Origin of the sequence: Pseudoalteromonas sp. ASV78 (assembly GCF_047806705.1) — a bacterium.
Taxonomy (GTDB): Bacteria; Pseudomonadota; Gammaproteobacteria; order Enterobacterales; family Alteromonadaceae; genus Pseudoalteromonas; species Pseudoalteromonas prydzensis_A.
The window spans coordinates 15,864-42,080 of record NZ_JBLOPA010000004.1 but is presented as its reverse complement, the minus strand read 5'-3'; the positions used below and the strand labels follow the sequence as shown (position 1 = coordinate 42,080).

24 protein-coding genes are annotated in these 26,217 nt (G+C 40.8%); 10 read left to right on the top strand and 14 right to left on the bottom strand.

Annotated features, from left to right (window positions below; genetic code table 11):
- Positions 1–3 precede the first annotated feature (3 nt).
- Both ACMVDV_RS23240 and ACMVDV_RS23235 read left to right on the top strand, forming a co-directional pair.
- On the top strand, positions 4–11,751 hold the full coding sequence (locus tag ACMVDV_RS23240) for a PLxRFG domain-containing protein (protein WP_416159863.1): 11,748 nt from the start codon (positions 4–6) through the stop codon (positions 11,749–11,751).
- 377 nt (positions 11,752–12,128) lie between these two features.
- Positions 12,129–13,124, top strand: a complete 996-nt coding sequence (locus ACMVDV_RS23235; protein WP_416159862.1) for a hypothetical protein — start codon at positions 12,129–12,131, stop codon at positions 13,122–13,124.
- Positions 13,125–13,627: 503 nt separating this feature from the next.
- Here the strand turns inward: ACMVDV_RS23235 and ACMVDV_RS23230 are convergent.
- A complete protein-coding gene (locus tag ACMVDV_RS23230; RefSeq protein ID WP_416159861.1) occupies positions 13,628–14,329 on the bottom strand; it encodes a recombinase family protein in 702 nt (233 codons plus the stop codon).
- 132 nt (positions 14,330–14,461) lie between these two features.
- Between ACMVDV_RS23230 and ACMVDV_RS23225 the strand changes: the two genes are divergently transcribed.
- The 3 genes from ACMVDV_RS23225 (at position 14,462) to ACMVDV_RS23215 (ending at position 15,758) form a co-directional block, all read left to right on the top strand.
- On the top strand, positions 14,462–14,686 hold the full coding sequence (locus tag ACMVDV_RS23225; RefSeq protein ID WP_416159860.1) for a hypothetical protein: 225 nt from the start codon (positions 14,462–14,464) through the stop codon (positions 14,684–14,686).
- An 85-nt stretch (positions 14,687–14,771) separates the two neighbouring features.
- On the top strand, positions 14,772–15,410 hold the full coding sequence (locus tag ACMVDV_RS23220) for a hypothetical protein (RefSeq protein WP_416159859.1): 639 nt from the start codon (positions 14,772–14,774) through the stop codon (positions 15,408–15,410).
- A gap of 9 nt (positions 15,411–15,419) precedes the next feature.
- Positions 15,420–15,758, top strand: coding sequence for a hypothetical protein (locus ACMVDV_RS23215; protein ID WP_416159858.1), 339 nt, complete (start codon positions 15,420–15,422; stop codon positions 15,756–15,758).
- Positions 15,759–15,792: 34 nt separating this feature from the next.
- Here the strand turns inward: ACMVDV_RS23215 and ACMVDV_RS23210 are convergent, their stop codons facing one another.
- Together ACMVDV_RS23210 and ACMVDV_RS23205 are read right to left on the bottom strand one after the other, a co-directional pair.
- Positions 15,793–16,017 carry a hypothetical protein gene (locus ACMVDV_RS23210; RefSeq protein WP_416159857.1) on the bottom strand — a complete coding sequence of 75 codons (225 nt, stop codon included), beginning with the start codon at positions 16,015–16,017 and terminating at the stop codon, positions 15,793–15,795.
- A gap of 1 nt (position 16,018) precedes the next feature.
- On the bottom strand, positions 16,019–16,624 hold the full coding sequence (locus ACMVDV_RS23205; protein ID WP_416159856.1) for a hypothetical protein: 606 nt from the start codon (positions 16,622–16,624) through the stop codon (positions 16,019–16,021).
- 356 nt (positions 16,625–16,980) lie between these two features.
- Between ACMVDV_RS23205 and ACMVDV_RS23200 the strand changes: the two genes are divergently transcribed.
- A complete protein-coding gene (locus ACMVDV_RS23200; RefSeq protein ID WP_416159855.1) occupies positions 16,981–17,721 on the top strand; it encodes a RepB family plasmid replication initiator protein in 741 nt (246 codons plus the stop codon).
- A gap of 68 nt (positions 17,722–17,789) precedes the next feature.
- On the opposite strand, the gene ACMVDV_RS23195 is transcribed toward ACMVDV_RS23200, so the two are convergent.
- The 9 genes from ACMVDV_RS23195 to ACMVDV_RS23155 all read right to left on the bottom strand — a co-directional run bounded on the left by ACMVDV_RS23195 (position 17,790) and on the right by ACMVDV_RS23155 (position 21,527).
- Positions 17,790–18,068 (bottom strand): hypothetical protein, encoded by a 279-nt coding sequence (locus tag ACMVDV_RS23195; protein ID WP_416159854.1) that lies wholly within the window; start codon positions 18,066–18,068, stop codon positions 17,790–17,792.
- 15 nt (positions 18,069–18,083) lie between these two features.
- The gene (locus tag ACMVDV_RS23190) at positions 18,084–18,260 is read right to left on the bottom strand and encodes a hypothetical protein (RefSeq protein ID WP_416159853.1); all 177 of its coding nucleotides are present in this window, start codon (positions 18,258–18,260) and stop codon (positions 18,084–18,086) included.
- Between the two features lie 11 nt (positions 18,261–18,271).
- Complete coding sequence (locus ACMVDV_RS23185; RefSeq protein ID WP_416159852.1) at positions 18,272–18,736, bottom strand: hypothetical protein; 465 nt, start codon at positions 18,734–18,736, stop codon at positions 18,272–18,274.
- Position 18,737: 1 nt separating this feature from the next.
- Positions 18,738–18,962, bottom strand: a complete 225-nt coding sequence (locus ACMVDV_RS23180; RefSeq protein WP_416159851.1) for a hypothetical protein — start codon at positions 18,960–18,962, stop codon at positions 18,738–18,740.
- A complete protein-coding gene (locus tag ACMVDV_RS23175; protein ID WP_416159850.1) occupies positions 18,955–19,266 on the bottom strand; it encodes a hypothetical protein in 312 nt (103 codons plus the stop codon). Before ACMVDV_RS23175 ends, ACMVDV_RS23180 begins: the two co-directional genes overlap by 8 nt.
- 76 nt (positions 19,267–19,342) lie before the next feature.
- Positions 19,343–19,981 carry a hypothetical protein gene (locus ACMVDV_RS23170; RefSeq protein ID WP_416159849.1) on the bottom strand — a complete coding sequence of 213 codons (639 nt, stop codon included), beginning with the start codon at positions 19,979–19,981 and terminating at the stop codon, positions 19,343–19,345.
- Complete coding sequence (locus ACMVDV_RS23165; RefSeq protein WP_416159848.1) at positions 19,974–20,372, bottom strand: hypothetical protein; 399 nt, start codon at positions 20,370–20,372, stop codon at positions 19,974–19,976. Before ACMVDV_RS23165 ends, ACMVDV_RS23170 begins: the two co-directional genes overlap by 8 nt.
- Positions 20,372–20,779 carry a hypothetical protein gene (locus ACMVDV_RS23160; protein WP_416159847.1) on the bottom strand — a complete coding sequence of 136 codons (408 nt, stop codon included), beginning with the start codon at positions 20,777–20,779 and terminating at the stop codon, positions 20,372–20,374. Before ACMVDV_RS23160 ends, ACMVDV_RS23165 begins: the two co-directional genes overlap by 1 nt.
- Positions 20,780–20,822: 43 nt before the next feature.
- Entirely contained in the window at positions 20,823–21,527 is a 705-nt protein-coding gene (locus ACMVDV_RS23155; protein WP_416159846.1) for a hypothetical protein, read from the bottom strand.
- 472 nt (positions 21,528–21,999) lie between these two features.
- On the opposite strand from ACMVDV_RS23155, the gene ACMVDV_RS23150 reads away from it, so the two are divergent.
- The gene (locus tag ACMVDV_RS23150; RefSeq protein WP_416159845.1) at positions 22,000–22,233 is read left to right on the top strand and encodes a hypothetical protein; all 234 of its coding nucleotides are present in this window, start codon (positions 22,000–22,002) and stop codon (positions 22,231–22,233) included.
- Here ACMVDV_RS23150 and ACMVDV_RS23145 read toward each other — a convergent pair.
- Positions 22,217–23,416 (bottom strand): tyrosine-type recombinase/integrase, encoded by a 1,200-nt coding sequence (locus tag ACMVDV_RS23145; protein ID WP_416159844.1) that lies wholly within the window; start codon positions 23,414–23,416, stop codon positions 22,217–22,219. The genes ACMVDV_RS23150 and ACMVDV_RS23145 overlap by 17 nt on opposite strands.
- Before the next feature lie 566 nt (positions 23,417–23,982).
- On the opposite strand from ACMVDV_RS23145, the gene ACMVDV_RS23140 reads away from it, so the two are divergent.
- The 3 genes from ACMVDV_RS23140 (at position 23,983) to ACMVDV_RS23130 (ending at position 25,301) form a co-directional block, all read left to right on the top strand.
- A complete protein-coding gene (locus tag ACMVDV_RS23140) occupies positions 23,983–24,615 on the top strand; it encodes a hypothetical protein (RefSeq protein WP_416159843.1) in 633 nt (210 codons plus the stop codon).
- Positions 24,612–24,887 (top strand): hypothetical protein, encoded by a 276-nt coding sequence (locus ACMVDV_RS23135; RefSeq protein ID WP_416159842.1) that lies wholly within the window; start codon positions 24,612–24,614, stop codon positions 24,885–24,887. Before ACMVDV_RS23140 ends, ACMVDV_RS23135 begins: the two co-directional genes overlap by 4 nt.
- Before the next feature lie 201 nt (positions 24,888–25,088).
- Positions 25,089–25,301 (top strand): hypothetical protein, encoded by a 213-nt coding sequence (locus ACMVDV_RS23130; protein ID WP_416159841.1) that lies wholly within the window; start codon positions 25,089–25,091, stop codon positions 25,299–25,301.
- A 193-nt stretch (positions 25,302–25,494) separates the two neighbouring features.
- On the opposite strand, the gene ACMVDV_RS23125 is transcribed toward ACMVDV_RS23130, so the two are convergent.
- The gene (locus ACMVDV_RS23125) at positions 25,495–26,121 is read right to left on the bottom strand and encodes a hypothetical protein (RefSeq protein WP_416159840.1); all 627 of its coding nucleotides are present in this window, start codon (positions 26,119–26,121) and stop codon (positions 25,495–25,497) included.
- Positions 26,122–26,217: the final 96 nt, after the last annotated feature.

Sequence of the window (26,217 nt, the reverse complement as noted above, 5' to 3'; positions counted from 1 at the left end):
ATAATGGCAGATTTTAAAACAGGTGTTCGTTCGTTAGCTGATTTGGATAACAATCAAAATATCTTCCTTGATACGGTCGATGCAGCACAAAAGGGTGTATATGATGGCATTTCAGGCATAGGTGAAACCTTTGGCTTAGATAGCCTTAAAGGCTGGGCAGACGAGAAATCTGAACAGCAAATTCAAGAAATGTCACTCGCTGGTCGTGAAGCATTGAATAAGTCGTTTGTTCAGCGTGACGAGTTTGGCGCCCTTGAATTGGGTGATGCTGCTACCGATGCGCGATCTTGGACGATGAATATTGCTCACATGCTTGGTGCTAACGCAGATGTAATGTTCGGCGCTGGTGCAATGAAAGCGGGTAGAATGGCTGTAACAGCGGTTGTTAATCATAGCCGTAATAAGTTAATTGCTAAAGGCTTGAGTAAAGAAGTCGCAACTAAAATAGGCCAGCAGGCGGGGGAGACTTACGCTAAGACTCATAAAAAGTGGGCTCAAAACATAGTTGATTACGGTGCGCCTGCCCACGCTGTGTATGGTGGTATGCAGGCAAGTGATGTGCGTGATGAAGTAAACGCCATGGATATTGAAGACTTAATGCAAGCGCCGGTTGCTCAAGAAAAGTTTGAATTACTTAAGCGTACTTATCCAGATGTGGAAGACGAACGTATCACTAACGAAGTCCGCCGTTTAGTTGCAGATGATGCAGCCAACAATGCGTTACTTAATCCAACGCTTATCGCGGCTAATATGTTATTCGGTGGCCTGCAAGCAAAAATGCTAGAAAAGTTAGCGCGTGGCTCTGCTAGTAAGACAGTTGGTGTTGGTGTTGAAACTGTGACAGAAACAGCCCAAGAAGGTTTGCAGAAGGTCGCATTTAACCAAACAATGCAAGATGTTAACCCTAATGTTGAATTAAGTGACGGTGTTGCCGAAGCTGCGTTAACCGGCGGTATACTCGGTGCTGGTATGGGTGGCTCGGTTGCTGGGGCAAGAACGTTAGCTGAAAAAGGGTTGGCGTTGCGTTCACATGCTGAGCAGAACGCGACTGCAGATGAAAGTTTAGTTTCGGGTGAATCTAGTCCGGGAGTTGATCCTAGTCTCACAGGGTTTAACACTGAAGGTCAACAACCTGAAAGCACAGCAGCACAAAATGCTAACGACACGCTTCACAAGCCAAGTGAGCCGCTAAGCAGGGCGGAAGAAGCGAAGGCTTTTCTTCAAGGTGTTAAGTCTCAGTTCCCGCAGCTTAAAGAGCGTTTAGCGGAGTATGGGCTTGATGAATCAGCCCAGGCTAAAATAACAAGTATAATCAAAACGTATAGCCCTCTGAAATTGAGTGAAGATCAAGGGGATATTGCTGATGCTTTTTTACATCGTATGCTTAATAGCAAAACCATGAAGCGAGTATTGAAGACAGTCCCTGATGATAAAAAACAAGAAGTAAACGATAAAATTGCTACGGCGTTACGTGAGTTTGGAGCTAAAGCAACGCCTGTTTCGCCACAAAAACCAGCCTCTGAACCGGCACCTGGTGATATGGCTGATCAGGCAATAGACTTTGAAACAGGTGAAGTCATTGATAATGCTTTGCCATCTTTAGCGAGAACGCGCCGAGATTTAAGAGATAAGCTAGCAGCCAATAGTAAGTTACCGATTGAAAATTACGGTATTGATGAAAAAACAGCATTAGATGCGCAGGCAGTTGATCCTGAATCTACAGCGCGAGCTATGAATGAATTTGAGCAAAGCGCACAATCACCACAAGATATTGAACGACTTGAAGCGCGAGTGTATGAAATTGCAGCCAGTGGCGATGCAACGGCATCTAGGCTTGCTCAATTTGGAAATAATACATCTAAACAGCAACGTAAAGAAAGCGTACTACAAAGCCGCTTTGATGAAGATAATAGAACAAGCGCACAGTTAGCGATGCAATCGCTTCAACCAAAGCCTGAAGCACGCAATCCATTCAATAATGATCGCAATGACACTCAAGCTTACTTGGATGCTGAACAGCGCCGCAGGGAGCAGGCAGACGCCGAAGCCAATCAAGAAGTAAGAGACGCTGATTATGATGCCGCTTTAGCACAACATCAAAAGCAAATGGCTTATGAAAATAACTCTACGAATAATGAGGGGTTAAGCACTAAAGATAAATTAAATTTAGCAGAGAAAAGAGCTAACTTTGATAGATTTGAAGCGTTGGCCAAAAAATTAAAACCAAAACGTAAAGCATTAAAAAAACAGTTAGCCATTGCTAATGCGAATGGTGAAATCACGGAGCGTTTACAAAATGCGCTTGGTGAATCTGATATGTACCATAATATTTTTAAACCTGATTATGTTCCTAATGGTGTGTTATCTGACGCATTCAATCAAGCGAAACGTGACGGTGATAATAACAAAGCACAGCAACTAGCCCAGCTTGAGCAGGCGAAAGATCATGAGCTGAGTAAAATTAAAAATCGGGCTAAACGTATACAGACCAAAAAACGGCTAGACCAGGCATTTAAAAGTTGGCTTGCTGATGATGATGGTGATTGGAGTATGCCTGCACAGGCAGAGCCTACAGCTGTTAGTTCAGGGTTCGATTATAACTCGCTGCCTAGTAATGAGTTTAATAAACAATCAACAGAGTTAACCACTGAAAATGTGGATAACTTACCAGCTGAGCCAGGTAATTTACCAGTTGAGCCGGAAAATGCGGCATATCAAGGTGAAAGTTTACCAGTTGAGTCGGAAAATGCGTCATATCAAGCTGAAAGTTTACCAGTTGAGTCGGAAAATGCGTCATATCAAGCTGAAAGTTTACCAGTTGAATTGGAAAATTTAACACCGAAAGGTGAACATGTACCAGTGGAGTCGGAAGGGGTTTATGTTGAAGATTACTCTGATAAATCACTGGTTATTCGCGGGGACACTAAACGCGTTAAAAGTGATTTGTCTGCAGCTGGCTTTAAGTTTAACGCTCGTTTGAAAGGTGGACCTGGATGGATTGCGCCTAAGTCAAAACAAGCAGAGGTTGAGGCGTTAATTAGTCGCTCTAATACAGTAAATGCAGAGTCTGAGAAAGAGGGGGTAGCAGCTAGGCTCAGACAAAATGAAGATGTTATTGGCAAATTAAAGTTTACTATTGGTACAGACATTAGTGGGGTTAATAATAAAACCGCCCCCAATTCCAAGAGTATTACTTTTGATGAATTTATTGCTGACGTTGTTGCTGCAAGGTTACATGGTGCCCATGGCCATGAGTATGGTAAACATCGGGATAAAGTAACACCGGACGAATACCAATTAGGTTTGCAAGCATATCAGCGTCATTTAGATAATGGTGGCCAGAAGTTTAATGAACACTCGACTTTAGATGGTGAATCTAAAAGTGAAGGTGCATTAAAAGAGCAACCGGCTAATCGCGTATTACTTGATGCTGTCGCTAAAGAAGACCTTGCTAAAATTACTAAGAATCATGATTTAAAAGCCCTTGCTGTAAAAATTGATGGTAAACAGAGTACGAGAGAGATAAGCAGTTTACGACTTAAGCAAGTGCAAGAAGCTTATGAGACTGTATCGGTTATTAATCGTAGGCAGCAGCTTGTAAGTCGTTTAAACGATGGTGTGAAATCTGCGTATGACTATGCTGTTGAACAATATCAATCACAGCCTAAGCTTGATGTTAGAACTAAGAATTCCAGTGATTTAATGGCCTATTCTACGCCTACGCCAATGAGCTTATTGGCAAATTTAGCGGCTGGTGTAGACAATAAGACTAGAGTGTATGAACCAACAGCCGGCAATGGTCTTTTAATTTTAACTGCAGATCCTAAAAATGTTGTTGCAAATGAATTGGACCCTATACGAGCAGATAATCTCGCATGGACTGGCTTTGATGTCACAACACAAGATGCAACTAACTTTAAACCTGCAGGGAAAGTGGATGCTGTACTTGCAAATCCGCCGTTTGGGGCTTTGCGGGATGGCGAAGGTAAACGAACGCGTTATGTTTTTAATGATCATCAAGGCAAAACACATTCTTTCGGTGAGCTTGATCATGTTATTGCGAAAAGTGCGCTTGACTCGCTAAAGGATAATGGAAAGGCTACACTGATACTCGGCGCACCAAAAGAACCTGGTGATTACAAAGCAAATAACAAAGCGTTTTTAAACTGGTTGTATAATAATTACAATATTGCCCACCACGTTGAAGCTGAGGGTAATCTTTACAGTGGGCAAGGCGCAGCTTGGCCAACACAAATGATAGTGGTACATGGCCGTGCTAAAACGGGCACTGGCAAATATGCGCCAATCAAAGGCGATATAAAACGAGTTGATAATTGGGCGGAGTTATATGAAACATTTAATGAATTGGGCTTATTGGATGCCAAAAGCACAGCTTTCAACGGAGCAAAGCGCCCTGGTAAGTTGTTATCTGAGCCAAGAGCAGACGCCGACCAGGCTGGCGGTGAAAACAGCAATCGAAATGAAAGTGACCGATATGCTGGAAGAAATGAATCAAGCGGACAAGTTCGATCTGATGTCGCAGTTAGAAGTGATGGAAGAGGACAACGAGATACTAGCTCAAGTGCTGGTAGAGCGTTCGACAGTCAGCCAGATATTAGATCAGATCAACTGGCAAGAACAAACAGCCAAGCAGAAACCGTCAACACAAGTAATGAACTTGATGAACGAGCAGGACGCAATGACTTATCTCGAACTCACACTCGCGTAGATAATCCTCAAGCACGTAAAGTTGAACGTGCTAATCCTTTTCAAGCTGTTTATAAAGCAGCGTCAGATGGCTTTAATGATGGTGTATTAACCCCTGTTAATATGGCTTCTTATACGCAAGCCGCTTTAGCTAATATTGCAAGTAAGCATGGTAGTGTCGATAAGTATGTCCAAGATAGCCTTGGCTATAATTCGATAGCTGATGTACACAAGGCATTTATGGCGTTGCAGGTTGATGCAGCGGCGCTTGCGATTGATAATATAGAGCAAGGTCGTGCGCTTATCATCGGTGATCAAACTGGTGTTGGCAAAGGCCGACAAGCTGCTGCGGTGATGCGTTATGCGATGCAGCAAAAGAAGGTCCCTATCTTTGTAACTCAAAAGCCAAATCTATTTACAGATATGGTTGATGATTTGGCTGACATAGGTGTTGATAGCTTTACACCGCTAATAATGAATGCTGACGGCTTCATTTCAAAAAATGGCTCTAAACTTCATACATTAAAAGCAAAAGAACGATCGTCGTTGCTATCTGAACTATCAGCAAACGGTAAGTTACCAGATGGCTTTGATGCGTTGTTTTTAACGTACTCACAAATATCATCTGACCAAAGCGGCAAAAAAACGCGTTTACTTTCTTCTATTGTTAAAGATGCGGTATTCGTTTTAGACGAGTCACATACTGCGGCAGGTAGTGAATCTAAGCTAGGAAAGGCGTTTCAGGGCTTTGTTGATAATGCGCATGGTGTTGCTTACTTATCTGCAACGTATGCAAAACGCCCGGACAATATGCTTTTATACAGCCGAACCGACTTAGGATTGGCAGCAGAGAATAAAACCGCTTTAGTTGACGCCGTGGTAACAGGTGGTTTAGGTATGCAAACTTATATTGCGGGTAAGTTGGCCGAAGCTGGTCAAATGGTACGCCGTGAGCGCTCTTTTGATGGGATCAATATAAACAACCGCATTTTAACGGATAATTCACCGGCAATTAGGCAAGGCTTTGATGAAGTCACAAAGTCATTACGCGCTATACAAGATTTAAGTGCCGCTTGGGCTCGATATGTGAAAAGTGATTTAGCTGAACAAATCCAACGTTCTAGCGGATTAGATACGAATGTGGCTGGAAACAAGGCTGATACAGCAGTTAATGTAACGTTATTTAGCTCTGTTGTGCATAACTACATCGCACAGTTGTCATTAGGTTTAAAAGCAAAGCATGTTGCCAATTTGGCGGTTGAAGCAATCAAAGCCGGTAAACGGCCTGTTATTGCTCTTGAAAATACGATGGGCAGTGCATTAACCAGTTACATGGATCAAACAGGAAAACGTGTAGGTGATAAAGCACAAGATATGAGCTTTGCCATGCTGTTAGAGAAAGTGGCAGACGGAGTACTTGCTTATAGTGTTAAGAGTCCAGGTGAGCGAAAAAGCCAAAAAGTACTTGTGCCTGCAGCTGATGTTCAAGACTCGTATGTTCGATTCTTATATGAAGAAGTTCAAAAAGTAGTAAAAGCAATGAACGTCACCGACGTTCCTGCATCGCCCATTGACGCTATTCGTTATGAGATTGCGAAGCAGGGTTACTCTGTTGCTGAAATTACAGGTCGTGATAAGTATCTGGATTATGGCGCTGATAGTGAAATTATTAATAAGCCGGTTGCTGAAAAAGATCGCCGCGCTGTTGTTGATAATTTTAATTCAGGAAAATTGGACGTACTCATTCTTAATCAAGCGGGTTCAACGGGACTTTCTTTACATGCAAAAGAAGGGTTTCCTGATGTTAAACAGCGTCACATGATTGTGGCTCAGCCAAGCCTGGATATTAATACGTTTATGCAAATGCTTGGGCGTACTAATCGTACCGGACAAGTTGTTAAGCCAAGTTATGATTTAGCCTGGCTTGATTTGCCAAGTGAAAAGCGTCCAGCGGCGGTGCTTGCACGAAAAATGACAAGTTTAAATGCCAATACATCGGGTAATAAAGACAGTGCGACGAGTGTTGATAGTGTCGATATGCTGAATGTGTATGGTGATCACGTTGTTAAATCGTTTGTTGATGAAAACTACGGGATATTGAGAGAGTTTAACGACCGGCTCGTTGATCTGCCTGAAGCTGATGAGGCAATGTACTTTCTTGGTAAATTAGCTGTACTGCCAGTTCAGCAACAGGAGTCTATATATTCAGCAATTGAAGCAGAATACAAAGACTATATTGGCTATTTAGATGCAACAGGGCAAAACGAACTCGACACAACTGAACTTGACCTGCAGGCAAAGCCTATAGAGCAAAAAGTGGTAAGCCAGGGGCGCGCTGGCGCTGGTGTTTTTGCCGAAGATACTTACGTAACGAAAGTGGAGGCTAAAGCCAAAGGTAAAGCCCCCAAATGGGCGGAAGTAGAAGACGCGTTAAAGAGTTCAAACCAGGCTAATTTTGATGCGTCAGTAGAGCGGTTAAAAGCTGATACGAGTTACATTGTTTCGCTGCAAGCTAAGGCGGATAAGCTGCGAGAGCAAATCAGCAAACTTAAGAGTAAAGGCAAGAAAACAGATAATCAGAATGCCCAACTGCTTGGAGTTGAAGAGCAAATAAGTGCGGCGTCTAGTGATGTTAAGTACTTATCAAAATTATTCTCTGAAGGCGGTGATTTTTCTCACGGTGCATTTGTGCGATTAGACTTAGGTGATGCCGAATCGACGGTTGCCGGTGTTGTAACTGAATTGGCTTATAGGCATGAAGAAGGGCACGGAAATCCTGCAGCGCGGAGTAAGTGGGAGGTAACTGTTATGCTTGCTAATCGCGCACGCAAGATGCCTTTAACTCTGAAAAAGCTTAAAGATGGGGTGTTTGATGGCCGTCATCATGTGTCGCGTTCAACTATGGCACAGACGTTTGATCGTCAGGCTGAAATGCCGGATATTGAAACTCGCTTTATCATGACGGGGAATTTGATTGAAGCACAGTCTAAATCAGATCAAAAAGGCCGTATTGTGCCATTTACTACGCATGATGGCCGTGTAATACAGGGCATGTTAATGCCTGAAAGTTTTACGCCTGAGAACAATATTAAAGAGTCAGTAAAAATATCACCGGATAAGGCTGCTGAGTGGCTTAAATATACGAACGATAGCCACGTTGCGGCGCTTGGAATTGGCACTGTGGATAATGAAGTAACGTTATCTCGAACTATCCAAGATAACTTTGTTTTATCAATGCCGAAATCAGTAACAAAAGGTAAGCGTTATTGGGGTGACCCTCGGATAGAGTCGATCATAGGTGAACAAGCTGTAAAAGGCACTGGCGCACTGAAAGTTACCATACCGCGTAGTGATGTAAAGACCATCATTGAGGCGCTTCATGATATTACAGGAGTGAAATTAAAGGCAGTTCAGGTCAAAGACTATAAGCAATTTCATAAAATTAAGGATAAAGGTTTTGGACCAATCGTTAAGTTTTCAAAAACTAAAGTTAAACCAGGTTCTTTGATTGATCAGGCTGAAATGAAACGTACTGCAGATGCGTTTATCAGCAATTTGAACGGTGCTGCAGCTATAAAATATACGGTACTTGAATCTCAAGCTGAATTGCCAAACCCGCCAGCGGATGGTATTGCTCAGGCTGAATATCAAAACGGCCATGTTTACCTGGTACGTGAAAATATAGGTACCATAAAAGAGCTGGAATCTATTTTACGTGAAGAGGTTATTGCTCACCATGGTTTAAATAGTGTCATGAACAGTAAAAACTACCGTAAGTTAATCGATCGTGTAATTGCATCGAAATCAGGCGCGCTTAAAAAGCAGTGGGCTGATGTTGAGAAGTTATATGCAGATTTTGATCAGGATGGCCAAGCCGAAGAAGTGATCGGCAAGTTGGCTCAGATTGAGCGTTCAAAGCTTGGTATCGCATGGACTCGCATTAAAAGCCTTTTAGTTACTGGCTTACGCCACGCTGGATTGCTCAACTCAAACCAAGTATCAAAAGCGGAAGTTCAAACTATCCTGGATGGCATTGCGCGAGCTATGCGAAATGGTGATCAGCCGAGTGGTCCAACGGGCGGTAATAACAACGGGCGTTCACTCAATGCCCGGGTGTTACCTCAACGCTCAAAGCTTGGCGCTAAAGAATTTATTTCTAATGTAACTACGGCTGCAAAGAACTTTAAATTAGCTGATATTCCCAAGGCGATTAAATCGTCTTGGGAGAATAACCGTAAACATGCACTAAAGTTTGCTCCACGTCGAATGATCACTGAGTTAGCCAGCACTATGAGTGCGTCTAGCAGTAGTTTTATTAAATCATTACAAAACTATGATGCGCGAGTGGCGCAAATGGAAGCGAGCCGAAATGAGTTGATTAATCGCGCTCAAGAAGTCGCTGACGTTTGGCGTAAAGCTATGGGCGAAGACTCTTTGGCGGCTGATGATATGGCTAACTTAATGCACGATGCGACACTGGCTGGCGTTGATCCAAGCGACAATCTTTATCAGCCGGCGATTGGTATTGATCAGGCTAAGGAAATGATGAAGCAGATTGATGCACGTATTAAGTTAAGAAACGGTGAAGCAACGTTTATCGCTCAACAAATAGATGCTAAAAACAGAATTAAAGCCGCGCTTAAGCGAGAGCAAGACGGTTCGCGTGAAAGTGAATATGATGTACTTAGGGTGCGTTATTTAAACTTGCCTGATGGACTAAAAGGGCACTTTGTAGAGCGCGTACCAGGTAAAGTGTATCCGGCTTCAGCACGAAGAAGTGGCACTAAAGTTTGGGAGCCAGGCGTATTCGAGCAAGCGCGTGATGTTTATAGAGCCCAAAATATACGCCGCGTGAATGCCCTTGTTGAACGCATAGAGGAATTAATTAAGGATGGTAACGAAGCAAAAGCGTTAGGTGCACGTATCCGCGAAGAATTTGAAATGAACGAGATTGACGGTGTTTATTTCCCTTTGAATCGCTTTGGTGACTATGTTGGTATGGTTATCGACGATAGCGGTGAACTGGTTTCTCACTCAATGTTTGAAAGTTATGGCGATTTGAAAAAGTGGCAAGCAAAGCAAGTAAAAGAGCTACCTAATGATTATACGGTGCTTGCTGAAAAACGTGTTGAAATGTCAAAGCAGCTTGATGCCGTCAACCCAAAATTTATGAATAATGTGGTGAACCGGTTAAAAGGGTTTGGTACGCAAGGCGATAGAGTGCGTGACGAAATTTACCAGCTTTATTTAGAGAGCTTACCTGAAATGTCGGCGCGTAAGCAGCAAATGCACCGTAAAGGCGTTGCTGGCTTTAGTGCTGATGCAATGAGAGCGTATGCACATAATACCTTCCATGGCGCATACAACGTTGCTCGTCTTGAAAATACGCATCACATGGAGTCGTTGCTTGAAGAAATGAGGGCTGATCAGAAGTTTGCTAGAGATAATGACAATGATGAATCATTCAAAATGTCAGACATTATTAATGAAATGCAGCGCAGGCATGAATGGATATTAAACCCGCAAGGCTCTGCAATGGCTAATACGTTAACTAACCTTGGCTTTATGTGGTATCTCGGTGCTACGCCTGCGGCGGCGTTACTTAATATTACACAGACACCTATTTTGGCATTGCCAATTATGGGCGCCAAATATGGTTGGGGTGAAGCATCCAAGCAGTTGGCCATAGCATCAAAAGAGTTTATCAGCGGTAAAGGTCACGCAGAAAAGAAATTAGCCGGCTATGAGAAAATGGCGTTTGATCACTTTTTAGATAGCGGATTGATTGATAAGACGTTAGCGCATGATCTTAGTGGTTTAGCAGAGGGTGGGGTGGAATACAGCCCTAAAATGCACAAATTTACCGAAGTCGTTGCGTTTATGTTTCACCATACAGAGCGTTTTAACCGCGAAGTTACCGCTTTAGCAGCTTATAGAATGGCCGCGAAAAAGTTTAAAGCAAAGGGTTTAAAGGCTGGTGAAGTGCATGAAAAAGCGCTTGCTGAAGCTAATGATATAACTTACAAAGCGCACTTTGATTATTCAAATGCTAATAAAGCGCGATTTATGCAGTCTGATACAGCTAAAGTATTGTTACTGTTTAGACAACATAGCTTGAATATGACTTGGCGTTTGATCCGTGATGTGCAGCAAGCAATTAAGGGGCGTACTCCACAAGAACGTAGCGAAGCACGTAAGCAGTTAGCCGGTATTTTGGGCATGACGTTTATTTTTGCAGGCGCTGTTGGATTACCTTTATTTAGTATGGTTATGGGGATGCTTAACCTTGCTTTTGATGATGAAGACGAGCCTTTTGACGCTGATGCGCAGGTACGCTCATTTGTAACTGAGCATTTAGGCGCTGACGCGTCGGCATTGTTATTTAAAGGAGTTATGAACACATTAACCGGCGCTGATGTATCTAGTCGTACATCGTTAAATAACCTGTGGTTGCGTGACCCTGATCCAAGTCAAGAGGGTGAAGCGGTTGTGCAATATTATGCAGAACAAGCCCTGGGCCCAATTTTTGGTATTGCCCTTGGCTTTGGGCGAGCTACGCAGTTATGGCGTGAGGGGTACTCTGATCGCGCCGCCGAAGCTGCACTACCGAAGTCTTTAAGGGATGGATTAAAGGCTATCCGTTATCACCAAGAGGGGGTTAGCTCGTACCGTGGCGATGCGGTCGTGGAAGATACTAGCCTTTGGCAAGAAGCGCTACAAGCGACTGGTTGGACACCACATGAAGTATCAGAAGTTTATGGCCAAAACAGAGCGTTAAAAGGTTATGAACGTCAGATATTGAACCGCCGCAAGCGTTTAATGAATCGCTATGCGCTTGGAGTAAGATTAAAGGACAGCGATTTGATCAAAGAGTCATTAGATCAAATTAAAGGATTTAATAGTAAGAATAAAACAATGCAAATCACACCTAAGCAATTGGCACAAAGTATACACCGCCGTAAGCAGCTATCAGATAAATCGATTAATGGTGTGATTTTGAATGATAAAATGGTTGGTAAACAAGGTAAGTTGCAGTATATGTGACCAACAATGATCCTTTTGCGATCATTTCATTGAGATACAGCTTAAAATGCCTTAGTATTTGTCTATTAAATGTGGTTTATTGCTGATTAAACCACTTTTTTAGACATTCCAATAAACCAAAATGGTTTATTGGGGTGGTTTTTAGGTATAAAAAAACCCCAACACTCTAAAGTGTCGGGGTTCTCCGAATTAAACAGGTTTGAAGTGTTAGCAGCACTGGCAAACCTTTGCTAAGAAACGTTGCAATACAATTTTATAGCTTGTCGATAATAGCTATTTTTTCTTTGTGTTGCAATTAAACAGGTAATAAATGCAATACAATAATAACAAAATAGCGATTTCAGTCGAAAAAAGTGCACTCAGGGCGTTCTCTTGCCATGAGTGAAACTTTATATAGTCCGATCCGCACGAATGATAAACAACGCATTGAACGCGCTAAGCCATCTTGCCACAGGCGCTATGAGCCAAAATACAACAAACGTAGTGTAAATATACCTATTGCGCGTAGGCTTGATGCTATTTTGCGCAAGTGGGATCCCAATAAATGCCAATTTATTAGTCAGCTACGTAGAGACGGTGGCTCTATATTAATGCGCGTTCATAATGACGGCACTAAACGTTATAAAATGCTGATGCCCAGGCGCTTGAGTATACGTGTTGAGCGTGAGCAAACTATACGTTGCTTACTTAAAGCTATTTTAAACAACGTTGAATACTCGCCTAACGCAAAGTTTTTATTTGAATGTATGAGTTCTATTGAAGAATTGGCTAAGTTTATCGGCCAATTACATGAGTATGAACCGGGTTATGATGAAACCGAAGATAGCATAGGCCATCGTCACGGACGCAAGGCTTATGATCCAGTTTTGGGGGCATTGTCTGATCTGGAAGCCGCAGGCCTGATACTGGTTGTTCGCGGCTGGGATAAAGAAACCAAACAATATAAAGCGTCCCGAATATTCTTAATGCCTAAACTATTTCAGTCTTTGGGTATGCCGGCAAAAGAAACGAAGTATTTATTGGCGGGTAAAGCTAAAGCTGAGCGTAAAGCTGGAATGCAATTTAAGCGCTCCAGGCCATACTCTGAAAATATGGCTTCCATAGATAATCAAAAACTATTGAGCTTGCTGAATTACAATAAGCGCTGGTTTAATGGTGAGTTTGAAGATCAGCCGGAAAAAGAGAAGTTGGCCAAAGACTTTATAAATTCTATAAAGCCGGATGCCGTGAGTCCTGAACAAGAGTTTAGATTACTAGAGCAGCAAACACCTAGAATCATATTCATCACCGCTGAGCAGGCTATCAAAGAGTCCCACCCTAATATAGATAGGCTTGAATACATTAAGCTTGTTACAAATCGACTGAGGCACTAATAGCCCTATATTTCACCCTCGCTTTATGCGGGGAGCCTTGCCGTGCCTGCTAAAAAATAAAGCTCAAATAATGTACAGATGCGCCGGCTGTTTAGCTAAAGATGGCCATGCTTATAGTTCTTGCTGTTCTTTTAGTTATTATAATCTCGAATGTAATGTCTGAACTTACCTCTCTTATAAATAAGAGGATAAAACCAGATAAAGAAACATCTGGTTTTTATCGAAAGAATAAATGAAGCGCTAAAATCCCTTAATCGACGCGCAAAGCGCGTGCGGGATTTCTTAACGCTTTCGGGGCCCCATCTGAAACCACGGCTTTACAGGCAATTTAAGGAGCAGCCTGTATGTATTGAGGCACTATTGTTATCAGAGGGGGCATGGCAACATTCACAGCATTTATATCGGAGGCCCACTCACAATGCACATCTACTTACATGGTTTGGTCGCGGGCTCCGCCCTACATGCGCGTTGCGCATTGAGTGCAAACGTGAAGGATGGGTGTATTAAAGCTGTTTATTGAGTGCGATTTTTAGATCAGTAATAGACATTCCCAATTGCCATATTTTAAGCTCCTGGGCTTTACGGATAATTTCATTTCTTCTTTTTAGCCATGATCTAAGCGTGGTTCGTTCTACATTAAAGTGTTCAGCAATCCTATATTCACTTAGTCCGTCGTTTTTCATCGATATAATGGTGTGTTCGTGTGCATCGAGCTTTGATTTAACATAAGACCCTTGCTTACGGCCATTGTGTAATCCCGCTTTTCTGCGCCTATCTATTGCTGATTTGGCTTTTTGGCTGCGTTCAACTGCAAAATGCCAAGCTGACCATGATTCAGCAAGAGTGGTAAACAGTTTTGATGGGCTATTCTGATCAGCTTTGCTGAGTGTTTCGCCGGAATAACAAAAGTGTAGTGTGGCACCTTTATTGATTATTTTTAAAACTATCTCCATTAAGTCCGATACTGACTGTCTGCCGAGTCTCGGCAGGTCGGTTGTTATTAAATGGTCGCCTGGTTGTAGCAAATTTATTACATGTGTTATTCCGCGTTGGGTTCTATCAAATTTAGATCCACTTATTCTAAATTCATGCCATTTATTGATTTCAACATTATTCTTTGAACAGTATGATTTGATTGCGTGCTTTTGAGTTTCTAGATCTTGTTTTTTATCGTCAGATACTCGAATTAGAGCGTAATTAGTCATTTTTTTTATTAGATGCTTTTAGGGTTGTTTTAACACGTTAGACACTACTGTTTTTAAGCTCTTTTTCTGAGTTTTAAAATATGCGTTTAGAGTGTACTCTAGGAACATCTGTTTATACTTACAGGACTTTAAATGAATATTGGTAATAACATGGATTCTCAACGGGTACATGCTGGTAAGGTAAAGGTAATTGAAGAGCCGTTACATACAACTGATTCGTCAGGCACAGGCAATGTGCCAGATCCGCCAAAGCTTAATAGCACGGTTAATTTATCTGAAGAAGGAAAATTGCTTTCTAATGCAACTTATTCATCTGGAACGGGAAATGTGCCAGATCCACCGATGAGTGAGCGATAATAAAAACTGTATTTAAGCTGAATAACCACTCTATCTTTATATAATGCTGTGTTAATATTTCGTTATTATATAAAAAAGGAATTTTATGGATTGGTTTTTCGGCTTTGCAGATGTTGTTACATCGGCTACAGAGTGCACATTTATCATTGCGATAGTAATTTTTATCGTTTTTAGTGGTAGAAATGCCAATTTACGTTGGCTTTCTATTTTGATGGCTGGTTTTTATTGTATAGACGCACTTGCAATGAAAATTTTGTCCACTTTAGATTTGAAGCCAACTTATGGTTGGGTCGTACATGTTTATAATATCAGTGCTAATTTATTTTTAGTCTGGTTGATTTATGAACGCCCATGGCTTAGCCATAGAATTGGAGCTTTTATTAATCGTTACACCCAACGATTAATTGTTATAAATACATTTTTTAATTGGTTTTCACCTGCAAAGTATTCTATTTATTTTTATCGCCAGGAAAACGCGTTAGCTAAAACATTAAAAATGGCATGTATCGCTCAAGCAGTGATGATTATGCATTACATGTTATTTTCAATGGGTATTACTTCTGCAGATGGATTGCTGATTGAAAGCAATATTAATCGTTATATTATTTTTCAAGTTGGGTATGCGATGCTCCTTGTTGTTCACGTTGTAGAGATTGTTATTATCACTTATATGACGCTTCAAGTTGTTTTAGATCGTTTACCGACATCTAGCAGTACTATTTAAGGATTTATTATGGATTTAGTCGATAGAAAAGGCTTTTTAAGCAGACTAAAAAAAGAACAGGGTTATACTGCTCAGGATATCGCGGAGCATCTAAAGGTGAGTGTAAGTGAAGTTACAGATTGGTTAGATTTCACTGAACAAAATTGCGCACCGACTACCGCTCAAGTTAAAAAATTAATGAAAATGGGTGAGTGTAAACCGCTATCATCTTTAGTATTTGGTTCTTCTGATGACGATGCTTTGCTAAGTCTTGAAAAAATACATAATGATATGAAGAAGGACGCTAGTGCTAGTTGCAGTTGGGCAGATAGAATTTTGTCTGTGATTAATATGCTAAAAACTGGATAGTAAAAAGGTAGCCAAGGCTACCTTTTTTGTTATGTTACTTCTGTTCGTTGGTGTACTTTAGAATCAACTTTCTAACTACTGATGAATATGCTTCACGCCCTATTACACTTTCAAATGCTTTTAATTCTTCGGTCGTTAAGTAAGTGCAAACACGTTCTGTTAATTTCGGCTTTTCAACTTTAGGCTTTTTGTTTGTTAAGTTGCTTGACTGATCACTTGCCGCTTTTGCTGCACCAATGATTATGCTTTCTTTACCCATTCTATTCTCCTGATATTAACTTAATTAGTTTTTCAAACTGTGGGATCAGTTTTTTACGTAGTCGTGTATTGTCTGCTTTGTTTGCAGTGGCCACTTCATAAATGCTTTTGCCTTCGTTGGCCAATCGATGTATATACGCTGAGTGACTTATCTCAAGAACGTCTACATCAAGTTGAATGCTGGTTAATGCCAATTTAATGGCTTTTACATCGTCGCTGTTTTTTGAATTGTTAATTACAACAACAACATTGGGGTTTTCTTTCTTCAATGCGTTAATATTTTTAATTGTTACCTGCAGCTCATGCGTACTTTGATAGTGCAGTGGCACAATTATTAAATCTACGAATGCGGCTACGGGTAATATTCTTGAATCGGGTTTACCGCCAAAATCAAAAATAAAGGGCCCATTGTCCGGTAGCGCTATTGAGTCATCTTGATCAAAATGAAATAACTCTCCTGGTTTTATATATTTTTCAAGGTTGATAGATGCGTTGTCTATGTCGTTCGTTACAAAGCGATAACCTGGGCATTGCTGATATAACGTATACGCTATAGTTGTTTTACCTTGACGACCAAGAGCGCCATTGTTTATTAGTATGTTTTTCATGATTTGCCTTTTGTGCTGCTAATTCATCTTATTTTATACTAATAGCACAGAGTGTCAAAGGGTTAAGGTGCTTTAGTGGTAAAAGCATAAAATGCTGTATTTAAAGTTATCCCCGTTATCCACAGCCTATTTATAAACCTTTTTCTTTTTTAGTTCTTTTTAAACCTTTTTAGCAAGCCCGCAGCCCTTTAACTGCAAGGGCTGTAGCGCGTTACTATGGGTATTAGCTTAAGTTAGTATGGATATTAGCTTAAGTTACTATGGGAATCGCCTGAAGTTACTATGGGAATCACCTGAAGTTACTATGGGAATCACCTGAAGTTAAAGCGGTTCAATAAAGTGTTTAATATGGTATTATGGGGAAAAATAAAAACACCCACAGTTGTATGAGCACATTAACCAAAACAAATAAAAAAAACTTAATAACTCAGTCTAATGAGATAAGTGAAGCTGCCTATTACCTTTCGCTGAAAGCTAAACGCGTCCTTTGGATGTGTTTTACACAGCTTAAAAGTAGTGAAAATGCAGACTTTACTGATGGTATTTTTGATGTGTACGTTAATGATTATCAAAACTTATTTGGTGTTAGCACTCAAACAGCGAGTACAGACGTTAAAGCGGGGTTAAGTGAGATAAGTAATAGCTCGGTGAAGTTTTATCCTAAAGAAGGTGAATACGAAGAGATAGAACGCCCCTGGCTTATAGAAAAAGCAATGCGTCGTGGCCGTGGTTCGTACCGTGTAGACTTTAACCCGCGCTTAGTGCCTTATATCGTTGGTTTAACTCAGCAATTTACTATGTTTTATTTACATGAATGTGGGCGTATCAATAACAGCCGAACAATACGACTCTATGAGAACCTGTGCCAGTGGCGTAATTCTGGAGTATGGGTTATTACTCCGCAGTGGCTGGCCGAGCGCTATAAACTCCCTGACTCACAAAAAGACAACTTTGCTGAAATGAAACGCAGCTTTTTAGAGCCTGCAATTAAGCGTATTAATAAAGAAACCCCGCTACATGTGTCTTATCAAACACAATTGAGCGGGGCTAAGGTGGATAAAATACTGTTTAATATTGTTGATGGTGCAGGAAGTTAAGGTGATTCCCATAGTTGCTATGGAAATTACCTTAACTTAAGGTAATTCCCATAGTTTACGATAATCAACTAAGTTTTTTCGTGGTTAAAAGTATCGTGCGATATCATTTGCCACGAATCAGCACCGTCATAATCGTTACCACCAATAGCCAAGTATTTATTACCTGATTCGTCTATAGCCCACACACCAGGCATGTAGTTGTTAGCTGTTGAATCGAGTGTTCCTGTCCAACCTTGCGCGCCATTTCGGCCAACGATCACGAAGCCACCACCTGGAATATGTGAGTTATCCTTTCTGTATTTTTTTGCAATATCGATCAATTGCTGAGTTTCTGCTTGTAATTTCATTTATTGTTTTTCTCCTTAGTGATCACTTCCATAAGCCATTATCGCATTGGCTCTATTTATAGTATCTAGCTGCGTTTTCAACTCAGCAACTTGGCTTTCCAATTCGGTGATCGCTTCATGTGCTATTTTTAACTGTGGGCTATGACCCATACGCTCAGAGAACCATTTTTTAAACGCTGCCGCTTTATCCATTATATCTTCCTCTATTTAATGACTATGATGTTTGCCCATGAAATAGCATCGGTTAAGTTATTAAACTGACCTTTCCACGTAGAGCGATCCCAAGCGCCACCATCGAGACAACGAACCACAAAAGTAACCCCGTGTATGCAACTTGGATCTTCCATACTTAGATCCGAATATTTTTCATGGAATTCTTTTTCAGAAACGATATCGGTTGAGCCTCTGCTCTCTAATTCCTCACGATAAGTTGAATAATTTCTATAAGATAGGGTGGCAAATTCAGCAACAATATATGGTTTACCCCACCAATGCTCTATTTCCAAACCATCTCGTTCTTTATTTGGCGTAAAATCAAAATCATCCCGCAAATTAGGGTTTAATGGTATATGTTCCGTCACCCACTCTTTTTGATTATCAAAGTAATTTTCTGGTTTATAATCCGAAATTTCTAGCTTTTCACCGTTGTAATCTATTGTTCTAGTCATGTTAATCCTCGTCTATGAATTTGTCAGGGTCTTGAGTCACGGTAAGTTTAATTTGAGCTGTTTTACCATTTATAGTTAGTGTTCCAAGCCATGCTTCATTGGTTGGATAGTCCTGGTCTGTGTCATGGACAAGACCAGTTAATAACGCCTTAAATAGCTTTGAATCGTCCGCTATCATTTGCATTTTTTGCGGTTCGTCATAATCACTATTTATAAAGTCAGTCATTGCATGACTCACTATTTAAACTTCTTACTCGCCTATGACTGATACGTTGACCGACAGGCTTTGCAGGCGGCATGATGCCATCTTTTCTGAGTTGATATGCTTTGGCCATAACGGTATGAATGGTTCGCTCTAGCTCGAAACTAACGCTTTCAGGACCATCCTTTTCATAGTTTTCGATCAGGTAATTTTGATCTGAATTGAGCCATGGCGTACCATGCTTTGCATGATAATCTGGGTGATATTGCATCCGACCATATCGATCATATTTAATATCATCGTCATGTTGTATACTTTGCTTTGCCATTTTTATCTCCTTAATAGATAAAGTGTGGTTGGTAACTAGGTGTTACAGCACCTAGTTACCGTCTGTTGTTATAAATTTATATTTGGCTGTTTTTTAGTTGTTTTTCTAAGTTTTCTACACTGCCGTAAAATTGACAAAGAATATCAATTAGGCTCTCAGGCTCTGCGAACAACAATCCGACTCTAATACCGCCATGTTCTCGATCTACACTAAAAGAGCGAACCGCCGTTGGTTTACGATTTTTGCGCTTTTTAGGTGGTGCTTTACGATGCAGCTGTTTGTATGATTCCAGCTGTTCGCTCACCGTTTTTATGCGCCCAAAATCAAAAATTTTACTCAGGTTAAACGTGCGAACATTCGCTAGACTTGTGGTTTCGGTGCGGGGCTGTCCATTGTCATCAATAACCAGTTCAACAGTGTCATTTTCTAAAAGTTTACGTTGCACATCAATACCCACTTTCGACAAATGGTTGAGTATATCTTTACGACCAGCGTAACGTATAACCACCTCAGCGTCTAAGACGTTGTTGGCTATCGCGGGTAAAAAAGCACCTAGCCCTGTTTTTAAATACGATAAATCAACGCCGCGAAGCTCAAGCACATTAAATATTTGAGCGGCTTTAACAAGTTGTTTTGCAGATACAGTTAAACACTCAGCCAGTTCTGTAATCAGTTTATCGTTTGTCATTGATTCATAAATTGCAATATCAGTCATTATTAGCTCCTAACTGTGTTAGTTGTGCATTTAATTTTTTAAGCGCCGTTTGTCTTGTTGTGATTTTTGATTTTTCGTTGCGCGTGGGTGCCAAAATATCGTTAAGCGAAATAAGTTGTATAGCATCAAAATACTCTTGAGCAGTCGTGTTAAAAACCTGCTCTAAAATAATTGGCTTGAACTTATCAGTAGCAATGTATGCTTTTTCCTGATCGTTATAAGTTACTGCCCACGGATAACCTTTTCGATACTCAGTAAAAATATTTGAACAGCTACTGCGGCTATTGCAAAAAGCACGCTGTAACTCAGGAACACCCACACGGCCAGTGATCACCAAGCAACTCTCAATAAGTGCAAAAGCACGTAAATGTATCAACTGAGCCGCTTTCATTAGTCGTCTTTGCCTTTTCGCCAAAACGCCTTGGCTTTGTAAATAACTGCCAACTGCTGAGATAACGACCATGATTTAACACGGTCAATTAATGCCACTGCCGTCGCTTCACTGCCGATAAACTCGCGTATCTGTTCATCGTATTGATAACCTTCGCTGATATGCCAGCTCAACATGCGCGCTTCACGCTCTTGGTCTTGACTTGGCATGTAGCCGTTGTACGCACAATAAAATACATTCCATTCGCTATCTGTAAGATCAGGTGTGTTGTCGTTTACAAACAACTCAAACTGAGCTGCCATGTCGTTAATTGAGCCAGACCAATTAACCTCGCCCGTTAACGTTAAATTGTGTAGCGTGGCTTGAGTTTCATCTACCAAACGCACTGATTTTTTAATTGCTGTCATTTTATACTCCCAAAAAAGGCCGCGCATTGCGGCCAGTGTTTAATTATGCGTTAGCAAATTCTTTTAATTCTTCAAGCCATGCGCTTTCGTCGCACTTGCCTTCATCTAGCAATGTTTGAGCTACCTCTTTCGGCACATCATAACCTGAGTATAAACGCTCAGCCCAAATGTCTAAAAGTTGAGTGTAGATAGCATCTTTGCTATTCATGCTGTCAGTAAAATATGCATTTCCATCACCATCACAGTTGTGCAAATCTTCGGCCAAACTGTCTAAATCATAATTATCAAGTGAACTGTCACTAACCCATTCTGCAAAGTATTCTTCATCTATCATGCAAACTTGAGAGTCGTAGCTTTGCAATCCCTCTGGATTCCCGTCAGCATAAAACCCAAGCTCACTTAACAATGCCGTTGCTTTATCTCCAAAAGAACCAACGTTATTGCTGCCATCCCAAACAATTTCAGAATCATCTAAAATGGCTTGGAACTTTTCGGCGTTATCATTAATAATTTGTTCAATTTGGTCAGCTTTAGTTTCAGCGCTGATTGGAAAGGTAAGCACAATGTTGTGCCATTGCACTACAGGAACACCGCCCATCTCGCCATTGTAGTCAGCGCCACATTCGCCGTCGCGCAAATCTAAAAATACATACGCTGGTTGTGGTTGGAACTGGCCACCGTATTTGTGATAAACCGGAAAGCGGGGTGTAGTATCGTCATTTTTAAAAGTGATGTTTAATGTAGTCATAATAATTTCCTTAACTTTCGTCCTGCCGACATTGGCGGACTTCTTAGCTGTTCTCTGGGAACGATTAAAGTATCGCACCTACCTCGCACCCTGTCAACAATTTAAAGCATAAAAGCATAAAGGCATAAAAGCATAAAAGCATAAAATGTTATTGACACGCACGGCGGGGCGAACTAAGATTGAATTTCTTGGTTTTTAGATGTTTATAAATAGATAGATAAAAATTAGGGAAGGGTTTGCTCACTGCTGGAACAGTGAGCAAATGACAATAAATCAAAATAGGACTTCTGATATGTCAAACGAAGCGTATAACACTTTAGTAAAAAAGCCAATGGCTGAACTTAGATACAATCGTGAATTTTGGTGCGAGTTCTGGTCTCGAAACGGGTGGAAACCCGCGAGAGTAAAGGGTTTAGTCTAATAGGGATGGCATAGCCAGCTTTAAAAGCTGGCTATTTTAAAGGAATGAAGAATGCAACGTTGTACTGTAATTAGCTCTGCTGAGCTTAACATTAAAAGCGCGACAGCCTATTTTATTCGTGAAGTGAATGGGGTTGGCATCTATAATTTACGCTTGCACACTGAGAGAGATTTTTATGTGTTGTGTGATATTAATACGATGTCACCAATTGATTTTGTGGGGGAGGAATACACGGAAAATATGGCGCATATAGTGGCTCCAGGGGTGACTATAAACACTCTTTAATACCAATGCTCACAAGATGTTCATGCCATTTTGTGAGCGCATCACGACACGATTCATCTAGCTCCCCCTGCATGTATGCCTTGTCAGTTTTACTTTTCGAGTGATTCAACAGCATTTCACCGATGTAGTAATCAATTCGGTTTTGTTGCCACCATGTTCTAGCTACTTTTCTAAAGTCATGCGCTGTGAATTTGCAGCCGTCACTTATTTTCTTACATGCATACGTGTTACTGATTGGCTGTTTGGGGTTACGTGATGCAGGGAATAAGTGCTGTCCTCTGTTGTTAGTTTTGCGGCGCAGCTGCTTGTACTCGTTTATTATCTCAATTGATATTTGAGTGAGCGGCAACACATGGCGACTGGCGGTTTTAGTGTCCTCTTCTCTAATTACCCACTTTCGATTGCTAATATCAATTTTAGACCAGGATATCATCGTGGTTTCTTCAAGTCGTGAGCCAAACAACAACATCATGATGCACATCATACGAGTTTTGATGCACCGTTTTTTCTTTATTGCAGTTAATGCGTCCTTGAGTTCATACGTCTCTATTTGCATTGGCTTGGGCTTTATTTCAATTGATGTGAGTAAGCTAAATTTTAAATCAGAAATAGGATTGCTAGTAATTACCCCTAGTTTAGTTGCTGTTCTGTACGCACTGGCGAGCGTTCTCACTGTGATATCAATGTAACTCAATGCGTAATCGTTTTTGCGCATGTGTTCATAGATTTGCTGGTAAACAATAAGAGTCGTTAATGATTCGGCGTTGAATTGCCCAACAGTCGGTATTAATTGATTATTGATAACGGCTCTGATGTTTCTTGTGCGTGATTCAGACGATACACTTGCATCTATTTCAATAGATTTAAGATACAAATTGAGTACATCGACTACCGTTGTTGCATCTAAGTCAGCAAGCGCCGCAGGTAAATTAGCATTTCGTTTTAGCGTTAATGATATTTCAGCGGCTTTATGCCTGGCTTGTTCAACAGTCATCGCAGGCCAAGCGCCAAGCAAAATCCATTGGCGTTTATTCACTAAGTAAAATGAACCGATGCAGTTATTAACCGGTTCTCGGTAATATTGAAACACAACTCCCGTTCCATCCTCTGAAATTCTAAAGTACTTACGGCTCTTTTGGATCGTAGTTTTACTAAGTCGCACAACGCGCAATGTTTTATTCATCGTGACCTCCTGATCGTGCGTAGATTACGAAAAAACAAGTTGTGCTGAAACTAAACCCTCAAAAACACCCGCAGAAACTCACTAAAGCCTAATTTTTAATCAATATCAGCAATCTAAATCACGTCTTATTGTTAGATCCTCGTTAGATCCAGTTGACAAGCAAGCCTAATCAAAGCTACGATTTAACCCGCTTTGGGTTAATTTAATGAAAATCTCCTAGAAAGAGTTTGCCATTATTAGCTCAGCGGCTTCTTAGCGGAGAGCAAATGGCGGTCAATAAAGGGGTTTGTTTGACCGCCATTTTTTTGCATTTAAGAGCCCAAAAGTACGGATTAACAGAGTAACCAGTAAGTCAAAGCACCGCCTTCAACCAATCCAAATCGCTTTATCCAATTATAAGTGGTTGTTGGTGGTAGCTTTTTTTTAAACAGAATTAAATAGCTGCAAGCGTGAAAATGACATTAATTTTGTCGTTTGGCATTTTTTGTCATTTGGACAAATTGAGCCGAATAGTCGAGCCAGTGGTGGCCAGTTGTCGTTTTTGCCTTGGCATGATGGAGTTAGCAATGAATTTAGAAATTAGCAGTACAGTTATGGCCATGTTCAGTGACTACGAATCAAGACCGACCACCAGAAAAGCAATCCTCATCGATGACAGTATGTTGATCACCAAGATTAACGGCGAATCAACGTGGGAGTTGAAAGTAAAGAATAGTGACGCGTCACTATTCTTTAAAGCGTATGTTCAACCGGTTGTTGGTGATTATATTGTTCACTTGAAACACGATGAAGTGTATCACGTTGATGCAGTCACATTTGCTGAAAGAAATATTATCCCTGCAGATATGAATTTTATGGATGAGCTAAAGCAGAACTTTGATCGTAATATGCAGGATTTTGGCATATCTGTATCGAGAGGTCCGGCTAGCGCATCAATTGAGCTTGTCGCCCCGAAAATAAGCAAAGAGCGAATAGATAAAGTAAAACAAAAATTACCAGATGTTCGAGAGTGGCCGAATGAATATTACCAAGTAGATATTCGTAATCCGCTTTTCATATCAAAATTACTCTATGTACCAAGAGATAATAAAATCGAATGCAGTCGTTTCTTAACATTAATGTTCAGAAAAGTTACTACTTCTGTCGGCGTTAAGTGGGAGCTGATAGAAGAGGATAAATGTAAGGAGCTTATCGAGTGAAGCTAAAGAAAATAACACAACTACTACACAACCCCATAGTTGCCGTGTTCATTGTCGCAGTTCCTGGTATTTTCGTTTTCAATTGGTTAATGATGAAGAAGAACCCCGTTGCACAGCATGGCGGAACATTCATAGCGTTGTTGCTAATTGTTTATCTAGTACACGTACTACTAACAACAAACGAAGAAAAAGCGGTGTCGTTGTCATTAGCGATATTGTCAGTAGCATTCGGAACAGCTGTTATATCAGCCATTGTTGGTTATGTCGGCTAAGTCACCCGCAGAGAGAAAACGATTAGAAAGGCAACGGTTACGCTCGTTGGGTGTAACCGTTGTTCGTTTTAAGCTAAGCAGTACGCAGCTTAAAGCAACCAACTGCACTCGCTGTAATGAACCATTACCCGCAAACTGCAACCGGTTGTTTTATGGTGATGTTGATTGTTACTTAACGAAAGATTGCAAGGTGCTGTATCCGTGACGCGTCACAGAAAAAGCAAAACACCATGGATTGATGCGTGTGCTATACAAATCAGATACGCAAGAACGGATAAAGATAAAGTAACAAGGGTAAGTGCTGCGGATAGAGCCAAGGCCGTTGAAGCTTTTGCTTTGTATTATTCTAATCGCGAGAAAATGGGGTTGTGTAATGAGCAATTCAAAGAAGAAGCCGCAGAAGTGGGCATCTAATAGTATTTTAACACCACAACAAATAAGAGAGATTGAAAGAAGGTATAACGATAACGAAAAGTTGATCGCTGTCGCTAAAGCTATGAAAATTAGCGTACCATCTGTTCGTTATCGTTTTGAGTTGATAGCAGAAGAACGGAAGAAACTGAGGGATGAGGTTTACAACATATTGCTCAGGCGAGCGCCGCCAAACTTAAACAGGACACAACACTGACTTAATTTTACCTATCGTTTGTGTCTTACCAGCCTCGGATAACTCCATAGCGGTCAGTTGGCCGTCATCACTTTTCACTAAGTAAATACCTGTTTCTGTATTCCTAGTTTTCGTTATATCAATTAAACACATACTGCCACGGCGATAGTGGCGAACGTCGTTAGGAAGAGAAAACACTTTAGTGGTATCAGCATCACCCACCTGGTCTTGTGGTAGCGCACAGGCAATATCACTTGTAACGATATTATCAATAGGCTTTATGTTGTGATGTTTAAATATTTTAGATTGTTCATTGTAAAATACTTTACTGCCGAAAAAGTACGTCATTGGTTTATCAACGAACTGAGAAAATAAGTAAACAAAAGGAAGGTTGAATCTAGATCCAAAGAAAAAGTTTTTAAACGTCTGTCTTGGTATATCAAGCCCAACCTCACGGTTGAACATGGCGCATGATTCTTTCCAAGCGCCGTAATTATTATGAACAGATGTTTGAGCTTTTTTATCTAGTTCTTTAGATAATAAATAGCGTGTTTGCTCCTTCATATCATCATATGAAATAACGTGGTATTTCTGGCCAGAACCAATATTACTGTTGTTGTTATTCATGCTGTATGTCCTAGTGCTGTGTCATTTTAGTATAACTCAAATCGGGCTATTGTGAACCGGTATACAGTCTGCAAATACAATAATCAACCAATAATC